Source organism: Roseovarius sp. MBR-154 (assembly GCF_053628595.1).
The window spans coordinates 301,362-313,132 of sequence record NZ_JBRJGR010000003.1 but is presented as its reverse complement, the minus strand read 5'-3'; the positions used below and the strand labels follow the sequence as shown (position 1 = coordinate 313,132).

The window sequence follows — 11,771 nt, the reverse complement described above, 5'->3', positions numbered from 1 at the left end:
GGCTTACCACTGGTTGCCCCGGGGCGCGCGCCCCGTCAAGCCGCGACCTTGACGCCGACGCCCCCCGGGATAGGGTGCGCGCAAGACGGAAAGGACCACACCATGCCCGGGACACCGCGCACACGGCCTCACACGGCATGACCCGCTCGCTCAGCCTTGCGGCCTATCTCGCCTATGCACGGCGCGCCGGCCCTCCCCCCACACCTCCCGAGACGGACCGACCCGACGGCGCGGTGATCTGGGCACATGCGGTCGATGCGGCGCGCGCCGACACGCTCGTCCACCTGGCCAAGCGCCTGACCCAAACCCGGCCCGGGCTGCACATGGTCCTGACCGCCACGGTGCCCGAACCCCGCCGCAGACGTGTCGGCGGCACGGTGATCTGGCAAACCCTGCCTGAGGACAACGTGCCCGCCGCAGAGGCGTTTCTGGATCACTGGCGGCCCGATATCTGCCTCTGGACCGGCGGCGATCTGAAACCCGCGCTGATGGTCTGTGCGGCGCGCAAGGACATTCCGCTCTATCTGGTGGATGCTGACGAGACGCTGCTGGAGCGTCCGGTCTGGCGCTGGTTTCCAGATCTGCCGCGCGCCGTGCTGCGCAGTTTCACCGAAATCCTCGCACGCAGCGAGGCCGCTGCCCGGCAGGTCCGCCGCCTTGGCGCGCCCGAGCGGATCGTGAGCGTCACCGGCCCGTTCCAGGAAGGCGCGCTGACCCTGCCCGTCAATACCTCGGATCGTGAGGAAATGGCCGCGCTGCTGCTCGGGCGTCCGGTCTGGCTGGCGGCGATGGTGCAGATGGATGAGCTCGACACTGTGCTGGGCGCGCATCGCGAGGCAAGCCGCGCAGCACATCGTTGCCTTCTGGTGATCGTACCCGACGACCCCGATGACAGCGCAACCATGTGCGAGCGTCTGACGGCGGAAAGCTGGCGCTATGTCACCTGGTCCGAGGGCGAGATGCCCAGCGAGGCGACGCAGATCGTGCTCGCCGACACGCGCGGCGAAATGGGGCTCTGGTATCGCCTCGCGCCGATCACCTTCATGGGCTCCTCGCTGGTCTCGGGCCAATACGGCCGCGACCCGAACGAGCCTGCGGCGCATGGCTCGGCCATCCTATACGGGCCCAACGTGGCGCGCTACCTGCACCGCTATTCGCGCTACGCCGAGGCCGGAGCGGCGCGGATCGTGCGCGACACCGAGACGCTCTCGGGCGCGGTGCAACGGCTGATGCCGCCCGATCAATCCGCCACCATGGCGCATGCCGCCTGGGATGTGGCCTCCAGGGGGGCGGCGGTGACCGACCGGATCGTCGACATGCTGCTCGACCGGCTGGACCGGCAGGACGCGGCGCGATGAGGGCACCCGGCTTCTGGTTCACGCCACCTGACCGCCCCGATCCGCGCGCGCGGCTGCTGGCCCCTCTGGGCCGGGCCTATGGCCGGATCACCACGCAGCGCGCAGACCGCCCGCCGGACTGGCGCGCGCCGGTGCCGGTGGTCTGTGTCGGCAATCTCAACGCGGGCGGCACCGGCAAGACGCCGACCGTGCAGGCGCTGGTCATGCTGTTACAGGAGCGCGGACACAGACCGGTGATCCTGTCGCGGGGCTACGGTGGTCGGCTACGCGGGCCGGTGGCGGTGGACCCGGCACAACATACCGCCACGGATGTTGGTGATGAGCCACTGCTGGCCGCCGCCTTTTCCCCGACATGGATCGCCCGCGACCGCACGGCAGGGGCACGGGCCATCATGGCACAGGCACGGGCAAGCGGCGAACATGTCGACTGCATTGTAATGGATGACGGACACCAGAACTCCTGCCTTTTCAAAGATCTGTCGATAGTTGTGGTCGATGCGGTCAAGGGCTTTGGCAACGGACGCTGCATGCCTGCGGGGCCTTTGCGCGAACCCGTCGCGACCGGGCTGCGCCGCGCCGACCTGCTGCTCTCGATTGGCCCGGGCGCGGCCCAGGACGTGTTTCAGTCGACTTGGGGACATATGATCCAGCCCGCCCACATACGCGGACGCGTGGAGCCCTTGCAGACCGGCATGGACTGGCGCGGTGCACGGCTTCTGGGTTTTGCCGGGATCGGCCACCCCGAGAAATTCTTCGCCACTCTGCAAAGCCTCGGGGCCGATCTGGTGCGCGGCGAGGCTCTGGAGGATCACCAACCGCTGACCGTCTCGCTGATGGCGCGGCTTGCGCGCGAGGCACAGCTACGCGGCGCGCAGCTGGTCACCACCGAAAAGGATGCCGTGCGCCTGCCGCCCGAGTTCCGGCGCCAGGTGCTGAGCCTGCCTGTGCGATTGCGGCTCCTCGACAGGGCCCCGCTCGACGCGGTGCTCGGCCGCGTCGGGCTGTAACAGGCCGACTTACTCGGCCAGCTTTTCCTCGATGATGGCCTTGAGATCGTCATAGGCCATGTTGGAATATTTCTGTTCGTTGATGATCAGCGTCGGGGTAGAGTTCACGTCATGCGCCTCGGCGTTCTCCTGATACCACGCGACCAGCGCCTTGGCCTTGGCCTCGTCATTCAGGCAGGCGTCGAGCGCGTCGGGCTCGATCCCCGCGACCTTGCCGATGCGGCGCAGGTTGTCGGCGATCTCGGCGGGCTGGCCGTCGGTCCACTCGCGCTGTTGTTCATAGAGCATGTCGGAAATGCCAAAGAATTTCTCTTCCCCGCCGCAGCGCGCCACCATCGAGGCCCAGAGGCCGAAACGGTCGAAATACACATCACGGTAGATGAAATGCACCTTGTCGGTGTCGATATAGTCGGCCTTCAACTCCTTGAGCGGACCCTTGTGGAAATTGGCGCAATGCGGACAGGTAAACGACGCATATTCGATGATCGTCACCTTGGCATCTTCGGGGCCCATCGTCATTTCGGTGATCTGCGAGGCGTCCGTATCCTGCGCCTGTACGGGGCCTGCGAGCACGGCTAGGGCAAGCGCCCCGGTTGCGATCAGTTGTTTCATCGTTTCACCTTTGTCTGTTCGAAAAGTTCAGCGTTGCGATCTGGTTAATACGTTGCGCGCCAGAGATTCCAGCGCGGCACGCAAACCGTCATCGGTGACCGGGGCTGCCAACTCACTGGCAGCGCGGGCGGTTTCCGGGGCCGGTGCAACCGGGGTCCTGGGCTTGGGTCGGTGATTGAAATCGACCTGCCCGTCGGCAAAGCCCGTAGGGGCTGTCTGGGTGATGCGGATGCGTGAGATGGCATTGTAGCCGTAGACGGCGTTGACACGCTCGCGCAGCGTTTCCTTCTGCATGTCCAGCATCGGGGCCTGGGCACCGGTGGTCAGCAGGGTCAGCGTCGCGCCCATGCCCTGCCGCCCGTAAGACACCTCGACCGGCCGGGCAATATCGGCGATATCCTCGCCTGCGATCTCGGCCCAATGGGTCAGCAGGCGCGACTGCGCAAAGCCGCGCGTTTCCGAGGCGCGGCGGATGCTGGGCTGCACCAGCGTCGAGGTGCGCTTGAACCCGTATGTCGTCTGCTTTCGGCTGGCCATGCTTGGCACCCTCCTCATTGGCGCTAATCTATGCCATGTGGGCCGGGATGCCAGACCTGATTGAGCGATGGGAAATAAACTATGCGTTATGCCGCCGATCCGCATGACCTGCTGCACTGGTATGACGCCCATGCGCGCGACTTGCCCTGGCGTGTGTCGCCCGCTGCCCGCGCGGCAGGGGTGCGGCCCGATCCCTATCGCGTCTGGCTCAGCGAGGTGATGCTGCAACAGACCACGGTTGCTGCCGTGAAGGCCTACTTCGAGCGGTTCACCACGCTCTGGCCCACCGTGACCGATCTGGCGGCGGCCCCGGATGCGCAGGTGATGGGCGAATGGGCCGGGCTCGGATATTACGCCCGCGCCCGCAACCTGCTGAAATGCGCGCGCGTGGTGGCGGCTGAGCATGGCGGCACCTTCCCCGACACGCGCGCCGGGCTGATGGCCTTGCCGGGCATTGGCCCCTACACGGCGGCGGCCATCGCCGCGATTGCCTTTGACCGCTCCGAGGTGGTGGTCGATGGCAATGTCGAGCGGGTGATGACCCGACTGCACGACATCCACACCCCCCTGCCCAAGGCCAAGCCCGAGTTGACCGAGGCGGCGGCGGCGCTGACCCCCGAATCGCGCCCCGGCGATTACGCGCAGGCGGTGATGGATCTCGGCGCCACGATCTGCACGCCCAAATCGCCGGCCTGCGGCATCTGCCCATGGATGCAGGCCTGCGCCGCGCGCCGCGCGGGCACGGCGGCGGACCTGCCCCGCAAGACCCCGAAAAAGCCCAAGCCGACCCGGCTGGGCTATGCCTATGTCGCCCGCCGCAGCGATGGCGCCTGGCTGCTTGAGGAACGCCCCGACAGCGGCCTTCTGGGCGGCATGCTGGGCTGGCCCGGCAGTGACTGGGGCGATGCGCCGGAGCCCGCACCGCCGATGAACGCCGACTGGCACATGATCGACGCCGAGGCGTGGCACACCTTCACCCATTTTCACCTGCGACTGAGAATTCTCGTGGCAGAGGTCCCGCACGACACCCCGCCCGAACGCGGCACCTTCCACCCGCAGCACAGCTTTCGCCCCGCGCATCTGCCCACCGTGATGCGCAAGGTATTCGATCTTGCACAGGGCGCGCTTGTGGATACAATCTGAACCAATCGGTCTAGCCGAAGAGAGGAGTGTGTCATGATCCCCGCCCCGCAGGTCGCCAGGCTCAGCCGGGCCATGCCGTTCTGGATGTCGCTGCTGCTCATACCGGTGGCCATTCTCGGGGCACTTCACGGCGGCTGGACGGTGATCCTGCTGCCCGTGATGACGTGGTATTTCTTCTCGATCCTTGATGCCTTCCTCGGCCTCTACACCGAGAACGCCGATCTCGACACGTCCGAGGATCAGCTCACCTGGTACAAGGCGATCACGCTGATCTGGGCGCCGCTGCAATTCGGCCTGCTCTACTGGATGATCTGGTATGTCACCGGGCCCGGCGACGCGTATCTGTCGGCGCTGGAAACCATCGTGCTGTTTTTCGGCGTCGGCGTGATCACCGGCACTGTCGGGATCAATTACAGCCACGAACTGATGCACCAAAAGGACCGGGGCGAGCGGTTTCTCGGCGATCTGCTTTTGGCGATGGTGCTCTATTCGCATTTCCGTTCGGAACATCTGCAGGTGCATCACCGCCATGTCGGCACCCCGCGCGACCCGGTGACGGCGCGCTATAACGAGGGGTTCCACCGCTTCTTTCCGCGCGTGCTCAGGGGCAGTTTCCTCTCCGCCTTCCGCGCCGAGCGCGACATGCTCGCGCGCAAGGGACGGCCCTGGCACGATCCGAAAAACCCGTTCTTTCGCTATTGGGCCTTGCAGGGGTTCATGGCTCTACTGGCCGTTCTGCTCGGCGGCTGGAACGGTCTCGCGCTCTTTGTCTGGCAGGCCTTCGTCGCCATCTGGCAGCTGGAACTGGTCAACTATATCGAGCATTACGGCCTGACCCGCAAACATCTGGGCGACGGCAAATATGAACACGTCCAGCCGCGCCACAGCTGGAACGCCGCGCACAAGGCGTCGAACTGGCTGCTGATCAACCTGCAACGCCATTCCGACCATCACTACAAGCCCAACCGCCGCTTTCCGCTGCTGCAGACCTATACTGACGCCGACGCCCCGCAACTGCCCTATGGCTATCCGCTGATGACCATGGCGGCGATGGTGCCGCCCGTGTGGCGCCGGGTGATGAACCCCCGCGTGCGCCGCTGGCGGCAGATGTATTACCCCGAGATAACCGACTGGCGGCCCTATAACCGGGCACGAAACCCGTTGCCGCGCTAGCCTGGGTGCTGTCTCAGCCTGCCCGCAACGCGCCCGCGCCCCGGCAGGGACCGGCCAGAGCCGCCAGCCCCAGGATCACGCCGGAGACCGTCGCGATCATGCCCGCGGCGCTCACCGCGTTGTCATAACCCAGCCACAACGGGCCATAGCCCGCCAGCACATAGCCCAGAACCGCCGAGAGCACGGCAAAGCCCACGCTCCACGCCACCTGTGCGCCCATCCGGTTGGTCATCATCCGCGCCGCGGCCGGCGGGCAGATGAACATCGCGATCACGATGATCGAACCAACCGCATCGAACGCCGCCACCGCCGCAATCGCCGCCACCACGATCAGAGACAGGCTAAGCGCCTGCACCGGCAGCCCCATGCTGCGTGCGAATCCCTCGTCGAAGGTGGCAATCACCAGCGCCCGCCACAACACGGCGGTAAAGACCACCACGCCCAGCATCACCGCCGCCATGCGCGGCAGTTCCGGCGGCAGCGCGCGCAGGGCCTCGCGGTCCCAAAGCGCCGCCCAGCCATAGCCGTCAAGCCAGATCAGGCTTTCGAGATTGCCGTAAAGCGCATGCTGCACGTCCAGATGCACGCCCGAGGTGGCGCTTTGCTCCAGCAGCAGCACGCCGCCCGCGAACATCGCGGTAAAGACCACGCCCATCGCCGCCCCCGGCTCGATCCGGCCCAGGCGGCGGATCAGTTCGATCAGCACCACCGCGACCAGCGCCGCAGCACCCGCACCCAGCATCATCGGCAGCGCCGCCACGACACCGGTCAGCAAAAAGGCCACGACAATGCCCGGCAGCACCACGTGGCTGATCGCGTCACCAATCAGGGCCTGTCGGCGCAACAACAGGAAATTTCCCGGCAGCGCGCAGGCCACCGCCGCCGCGATCCCGATCAGCAGCGGGGTCAGCGAGAGCATGACGAAATCCGCACCCATCACACCGCACCCTCCGGCCGCAACCCCTGATCGAGCGCCGCAATCTGATCCGCGGTCAACACCTCCTCCAGCGGGGTCAGGCCATCGTAGCGCGCCGCCGCCGCCTCGAATTCCGGATCACTGCGCAGGATCTGCCAGCGGCGCTCATCCAGCCGCGCGCGCGCGGCCATCGCCCGGCCTGCCTCGGTGGCGACGCCATCGGCGCGCAGCAGCCCGGCGCGGCGCATCAGGCGCAGGGTCAGCGGCTCGTAGACCGGCTGCCCGGTGGCCAGCGCCAAGAGCCCCTGCCGCAGATGCACCCGACGCTGAAACCGCAAATGCCGCAGCGCCGCCGCCAGCACACCGCGCCCCGGTGCCAGCAGCAGCGACAGCACGAAAAGCACGAAGGCGGCGAGCACGATGATCGGCCCGGTGGGCAGCGCGGGCGCGGTGGCCGAAATCGCCGCACCGGCATAGCCCGACAGCCCGCCGATCAGCCCGGCGATGGCCACCACCGCGCCCACGCGCTCGGACCAGAAGCGCGCGGCGACGGGCGGAATGATCAGCAGCGCCACGATCAGCACCAGTCCCACCACCTTGAGCCCCACCACCGTGATGCCCAGCGCCAGCCCCATCATCGCCAGTTCCACCGCGCGCAGGCTGATCCCCTGCCCCATGGCATAGCCCGGATCGAACGCCACCAGCGTCATCGGTCGGCGCAACAGTACCACCAGCACCAGCACCAGCACGCCGCCCCCCGCGATCAGCATCGCCTCGTTCCACAACATCCCCGCCGTGGCCCCCAGCAGAAAGGTCTCCAGCCCCGCCTGACGGCCCGCATCCATCACCTGCACCACCGTCAGCAGCACGACGCCGAAGCCAAAAAAGACCGACAATACCGCCCCGATGGCCGCATCCTCGGCCAACCGCGTGCGGGTGGTGAGCCATGTCACCACCAGCAGCCCGAGACCCGCCGATAGCGCCGATCCCAGCATCAACCCCGGCAGAAAACGCCCGTCGCTTCCCATGGCCACCATCGCCATGAAGCCAAGGACGACGCCGGGCAGCGTGGCATGGCTGATCGCGTCGCTGACCAGCGCGCGTTTCGAGAGGTAAAGGAACGTGCCCGTAGCCCCCGCCGCCATGCCCAGCATCGCGGCGCCAAGGGTGACTAGCGTGGCGTTATAGCCAAGTTGCAGCGTCAGCGCCTGCCAGAGCATGCCCTCACCCCGCCGCCGCCCCGCCCATCTGGGCAAGCGCCAAGCGCCCGCCATAGGCGGTTTGCAGGTTCTCGGGCGTAAAGACCTCGGCCACCGGTCCCTCGGCAATCGCCGTGGTGTTGATCAGGAAGACCCGGTCGAAATAGTCGGGCACCGTGGCCAGATCGTGATGCACGGCAACCACGGTCGCGCCCTCGGCCTTGAGATCTTTGAGCACGGTGATGATCGCCTTTTCGGTGGCGGCATCGACCCCGGCAAAGGGCTCATCCAGCAGGTAGAGATCGGCTCCCTGCGCCAGCGCGCGGGCAAGGAACACCCGCTGTTGCTGACCGCCCGAAAGCTGACCGATCTGGCGGGCGGCAAAACCTTCCATCCCGACGCGCTCCAGACACTCCATCGCCCGCGCCCGGTGCTGACCCCGGATGCGGCGCAAGAGGCCCAGATCGCGGTAGAGCCCCATCAGCACCACGTCGAGCACCCGCGCCGGGAAATCCCAGTCGACGCTGGCGCGTTGCGGCACATAGGCGATCCGCGCGCGCATCTCCGACAGCGGACGACCGTGACAGCGCACCTGTCCCGACAGCGGCGTGATAATACCAAGTGCGGCCTTGAGCAGCGTCGATTTGCCCGCCCCGTTGGGGCCGACAATCGCCGTCATCTGACCGGCTTGAAAACCGACATCGACGGAAAACACCGCTGGCTTCTCACCATAGAAAACCGTCAGCCCCCGGATCGAGAGCGGCAGATCATCGTTCTGTTCCGGGGGTGACCCGACAAGTTCCAGTGCCATGCTCAACTCCCCGCCGCCAGACGGCCCAGACGGCCTCGCGCGGGCGCGCTTCCGCCAAGGGCGCGCGCGATGGTGGTCATGTTGTGGTCGATCATGCCCAGATAAGTGCCCTCGTAGCTGCCCGGCACACCCATCGCGTCCGAGAAAAGCTCCCCGCCGACGCGCACCTCGTGGCCCTGCGCCGCGGCCCCTTCGATCAGCGCGCGCACATTGCGATCGGACACGGTGCTTTCGACGAACACGGCCTTGATGTCGCGCGCCACCAGCAGATCGACAAGATCGCGGATACGCGCCAGACCGGCCTCGCTCTCGGTGGAGATGCCCTGAATGCCCTCGACCTCGTACCCATAGGCGCGCCCGAAATAGCCGAAGGCATCATGCGCGGTGACCAGCACGCGGGCGGGGTCGGGCACCGAGGCCAGAACGCCCTCGGCGTAAGACCCAAGCGCCGTGATTTCATCCTTGTAGGCCTGCGCGTTGGCCTCGAAGAGGGCGCTGTCTTTGGGGCGCAGATCGCTCAGCGCCTTTGCCACCCGATCCACCACCGGCAGCCACAGATCGGGCACCATCCAGACATGCGGATCAAAGCGGCCCTCGTAATCCTCGTGGCCGATACGGGCCTCTTCCGGCACCGCTTCACCCACGGCAACGACCGGTTGCCGCTTTGCCAGCTTGAGCAGGAACTCCTCCATCTGCGCCTCGAGATAGAGCCCGTGCCACAATACCACGTCGGCGCGGGTGAGCGCCGCGATATCGCTGCGCGTCTGCCGGTAGGAATGCGGGTCGATCCCCGGGCCCATGAGCCCGCGCACCTCAACCAGATCACCGCCCACGATACGCGCGGCATCAGCAATCATGCCGGTGGTCGCCACGACCGACACCTTGCCCGCCTGCGCCCGCGCACCCCCGGCCCAGAGTGCGGCCCCGGCGGCGAGGCTCAGAACATGACGACGATGCAACGACATTCGGCTCCTCCATTTGCTGAAACTGCAATTGAATATGAGAGTGACTCGCAGAATAGTCAAGGAGATTGCAAATCATTATCAATACCAACACGGGAACGTGACGCGACCCTGTGAAAGCTTGTTCGGCCTGACCTGACTAAACTCTCGACGCAGGCGCGCGGGCTGGTCTAGTCTCGCACTGTCACTTGGCGGGGTTCTGGGGAGAAACGGATACATGCTGACCTTGATCATCAGGCGTCTGGCCCTCGGTCTGGTCACCGTGTGGCTTGTGTCCGTGATCATCTTCCTGGGGGTCGAGGCGTTGCCGGGGGATGCCTGCACCGCCATTCTCGAACGCGATGCCCATGGCGAGGCGCTGGAAAAGTGCCGCGAGATCATGGGGCTGACCACACCGGCCTTCACCCGTTACATGGAGTGGTCGGCGGGCCTTCTGACCGGCGATCTCGGTGTTTCGGCCAACGGGCAGGAGCGGATCGCCGAACTGGTCGGCTACCGGCTGCGCAACTCGCTGCTGCTGGCGGCGGGCGCGCTGGGCGTCGGTATTCCGCTCTCGATCCTGCTGGGTGTGGTCGCGGGGCTCTGGCGTGACCGCTGGCCGGATATCCTGTTTTCGACCGGTGCGATCCTGGCCATGACGATCCCGGAATTCGTCGCGGCCACGATCCTCATCCTGATCTTCGCCATCTGGCTCGGATGGGTGCCCGCCATCGTGCTGACCCCGGCCGATGCGCCGCCGCTCGAGTTTTTCCCCGAGTTCATCCTCGCCTCGACCGTACTGACCATGCTGATGATCGCCCATATCATGCGCATGGTGCGCACCTCGATGATCGAGGTCATGGCGGGCGATTACGTTCAGATGGCGACGCTCAAGGGCGTGCCGCATTGGCGCATCGTGTTTCGGCACGCGCTGCCCAATGCCCTGCTGCCCGCGATCAACGTGATCGCACTCACCGTCGCGTGGCTTCTGGGCGGGGTGGTGGTTGTGGAGGTGGTGTTCAACTATCCCGGCCTCGGGCGGCTTCTGGTCGATGCCATTTCCGACCGCGATCTGCCGGTGGTGCAGGCGATCACGATGATCGTGGCGATCACCTATGTCGGCGTGAACTTGCTGGCAGATATCCTGAGCCTCGCGCTCAACCCGCGCCTGCGCAGCCATCAGGCACGGCGCGCATGAGCACTGCTCCCCCTGCCCCGCGCGGCCTGCGCGGCGTTGGGGTGCTGCGCCCCATGATGGCGCGGCCCTCGGGCGCGATCGGGCTGACGCTGGTGGCGTTTCATCTTCTGATGGCGGTGCTCAGCCCGTGGATCGTGCCGTACGACTACAAGGCGATGGATGCGACAATGACGCTGGCGGGGCCGTCGCCTGCGCATTGGCTCGGCACCGATCATCTGGGGCGCGACGTGCTGACGCGGGTGATGCTGGGCGGGCGCGAGGCGCTGCTGGTCACCGGTACGGCGACACCTGTCGCGCTGATCTGGGGCGGGCTTCTGGGGGTTTACCTCGGCCTCAAGGGTGGCTGGCGCGACGAGGTGGCAATGCGTCTGGTGGATGCGTTTCTGGCCCTGCCGGGCATCCTGCCGCTCTTGGTGCTGATCACCGTCTTCGGCAGCGGCGGCGAGGTGCTGATGCCGACGCTGGCGTTTTTCTTCGGCATCCCGGTGATCCGCGTGGCGCGGGCGGCAGCGCATGAGGTCGTGGCGCGCGATTTCATCTCGGCGGCGCGGGCCCGCGGGCACCGCCCGCTCGACATCGTGCGGCGCGAACTGTTGCCCAACGTCACCGATACCTTGCTGGTCGAGGGGGCGATGCGCTGGTCGTGGATGCTGCTCGGGTTCTCTGCGCTGTCCTTTCTCGGCTTCGGCGTCTCGCCGCCGAAACCCGACTGGGGGCTGATGATCTCGGATGCGCGGGTCTACATGTCGCTGGCCCCTCTGGGGGTGATCGCGCCGGTCATCGCCCTCTCGACCCTGATCATCGGGATCAATCTCAGCGCCGATGCGCTGGCCAAGACGCTCGGGCTCGACCACAGCCGCAAGGCGGTGATCTGAG

At 66.6% G+C, this 11,771-nt stretch carries 12 protein-coding genes; 6 read left to right on the top strand and 6 right to left on the bottom strand.

Annotation, left to right across the window (positions count from 1 at the left end):
* The first annotated feature begins 137 nt into the window (after positions 1–137).
* Positions 138–1,358: a 3-deoxy-D-manno-octulosonic acid transferase gene (locus ACSSV4_RS06415; protein WP_454274183.1), complete on the top strand. Its 1,221-nt coding sequence runs from the start codon at positions 138–140 to the stop codon at positions 1,356–1,358.
* Entirely contained in the window at positions 1,355–2,365 is a 1,011-nt protein-coding gene (lpxK, locus tag ACSSV4_RS06410; RefSeq protein WP_454274181.1) for a tetraacyldisaccharide 4'-kinase, read from the top strand. Before ACSSV4_RS06415 ends, lpxK begins: the two co-directional genes overlap by 4 nt.
* A 9-nt stretch (positions 2,366–2,374) precedes the next feature.
* On the opposite strand, the gene ACSSV4_RS06405 is transcribed toward lpxK, so the two are convergent.
* The gene (locus ACSSV4_RS06405; RefSeq protein ID WP_454274180.1) at positions 2,375–2,977 is read right to left on the bottom strand and encodes a DsbA family protein; all 603 of its coding nucleotides are present in this window, start codon (positions 2,975–2,977) and stop codon (positions 2,375–2,377) included.
* A gap of 27 nt (positions 2,978–3,004) precedes the next feature.
* On the bottom strand, positions 3,005–3,514 hold the full coding sequence (locus ACSSV4_RS06400) for a DUF721 domain-containing protein (RefSeq protein ID WP_454274178.1): 510 nt from the start codon (positions 3,512–3,514) through the stop codon (positions 3,005–3,007).
* Positions 3,515–3,595: 81 nt separating this feature from the next.
* On the opposite strand from ACSSV4_RS06400, the gene mutY reads away from it, so the two are divergent.
* The gene (gene mutY / locus ACSSV4_RS06395) at positions 3,596–4,657 is read left to right on the top strand and encodes an A/G-specific adenine glycosylase (protein WP_454274177.1); all 1,062 of its coding nucleotides are present in this window, start codon (positions 3,596–3,598) and stop codon (positions 4,655–4,657) included.
* Between the two features lie 33 nt (positions 4,658–4,690).
* Positions 4,691–5,830 (top strand): alkane 1-monooxygenase, encoded by a 1,140-nt coding sequence (locus ACSSV4_RS06390; protein ID WP_454274176.1) that lies wholly within the window; start codon positions 4,691–4,693, stop codon positions 5,828–5,830.
* A gap of 13 nt (positions 5,831–5,843) precedes the next feature.
* Here the strand turns inward: ACSSV4_RS06390 and ACSSV4_RS06385 are convergent, their stop codons facing one another.
* From ACSSV4_RS06385 to ACSSV4_RS06370, 4 genes are read right to left on the bottom strand one after another with little or no spacing between them, the layout of a single operon-like run.
* The gene (locus ACSSV4_RS06385) at positions 5,844–6,767 is read right to left on the bottom strand and encodes a metal ABC transporter permease (protein ID WP_454274175.1); all 924 of its coding nucleotides are present in this window, start codon (positions 6,765–6,767) and stop codon (positions 5,844–5,846) included.
* The gene (locus tag ACSSV4_RS06380) at positions 6,767–7,966 is read right to left on the bottom strand and encodes a metal ABC transporter permease (RefSeq protein ID WP_454274174.1); all 1,200 of its coding nucleotides are present in this window, start codon (positions 7,964–7,966) and stop codon (positions 6,767–6,769) included. Before ACSSV4_RS06380 ends, ACSSV4_RS06385 begins: the two co-directional genes overlap by 1 nt.
* Positions 7,967–7,970: 4 nt before the next feature.
* The gene (locus ACSSV4_RS06375) at positions 7,971–8,756 is read right to left on the bottom strand and encodes a metal ABC transporter ATP-binding protein (RefSeq protein ID WP_454274172.1); all 786 of its coding nucleotides are present in this window, start codon (positions 8,754–8,756) and stop codon (positions 7,971–7,973) included.
* 2 nt (positions 8,757–8,758) lie between these two features.
* Complete coding sequence (locus ACSSV4_RS06370) at positions 8,759–9,721, bottom strand: metal ABC transporter solute-binding protein, Zn/Mn family (RefSeq protein ID WP_454274171.1); 963 nt, start codon at positions 9,719–9,721, stop codon at positions 8,759–8,761.
* 214 nt (positions 9,722–9,935) lie between these two features.
* On the opposite strand from ACSSV4_RS06370, the gene ACSSV4_RS06365 reads away from it, so the two are divergent.
* Both ACSSV4_RS06365 and ACSSV4_RS06360 read left to right on the top strand, forming a co-directional pair.
* The gene (locus ACSSV4_RS06365; RefSeq protein WP_454274170.1) at positions 9,936–10,895 is read left to right on the top strand and encodes an ABC transporter permease; all 960 of its coding nucleotides are present in this window, start codon (positions 9,936–9,938) and stop codon (positions 10,893–10,895) included.
* A complete protein-coding gene (locus ACSSV4_RS06360; RefSeq protein WP_454274168.1) occupies positions 10,892–11,770 on the top strand; it encodes an ABC transporter permease in 879 nt (292 codons plus the stop codon). The genes ACSSV4_RS06365 and ACSSV4_RS06360 overlap by 4 nt, the downstream gene beginning before the upstream one ends.
* Position 11,771 lies beyond the last annotated feature (1 nt).

Bases quoted from the DNA above. Each gene is read 5' to 3' on its own strand.
- ACSSV4_RS06415 (WP_454274183.1), top strand. From the start codon at position 138: ATGACCCGCTCGCTCAGCCTTGCGGCCTATCTCGCCTATGCACGGCGC.
- lpxK (WP_454274181.1), top strand. From the start codon at position 1,355: ATGAGGGCACCCGGCTTCTGGTTCACGCCACCTGACCGCCCCGATCCG.
- ACSSV4_RS06405 (WP_454274180.1), bottom strand. From the start codon at position 2,977: ATGAAACAACTGATCGCAACCGGGGCGCTTGCCCTAGCCGTGCTCGCA.
- ACSSV4_RS06400 (WP_454274178.1), bottom strand. From the start codon at position 3,514: ATGGCCAGCCGAAAGCAGACGACATACGGGTTCAAGCGCACCTCGACG.
- mutY (WP_454274177.1), top strand. From the start codon at position 3,596: ATGCGTTATGCCGCCGATCCGCATGACCTGCTGCACTGGTATGACGCC.
- ACSSV4_RS06390 (WP_454274176.1), top strand. From the start codon at position 4,691: ATGATCCCCGCCCCGCAGGTCGCCAGGCTCAGCCGGGCCATGCCGTTC.
- ACSSV4_RS06385 (WP_454274175.1), bottom strand. From the start codon at position 6,767: ATGGGTGCGGATTTCGTCATGCTCTCGCTGACCCCGCTGCTGATCGGG.
- ACSSV4_RS06380 (WP_454274174.1), bottom strand. From the start codon at position 7,966: ATGCTCTGGCAGGCGCTGACGCTGCAACTTGGCTATAACGCCACGCTA.
- ACSSV4_RS06375 (WP_454274172.1), bottom strand. From the start codon at position 8,756: ATGGCACTGGAACTTGTCGGGTCACCCCCGGAACAGAACGATGATCTG.
- ACSSV4_RS06370 (WP_454274171.1), bottom strand. From the start codon at position 9,721: ATGTCGTTGCATCGTCGTCATGTTCTGAGCCTCGCCGCCGGGGCCGCA.
- ACSSV4_RS06365 (WP_454274170.1), top strand. From the start codon at position 9,936: ATGCTGACCTTGATCATCAGGCGTCTGGCCCTCGGTCTGGTCACCGTG.
- ACSSV4_RS06360 (WP_454274168.1), top strand. From the start codon at position 10,892: ATGAGCACTGCTCCCCCTGCCCCGCGCGGCCTGCGCGGCGTTGGGGTG.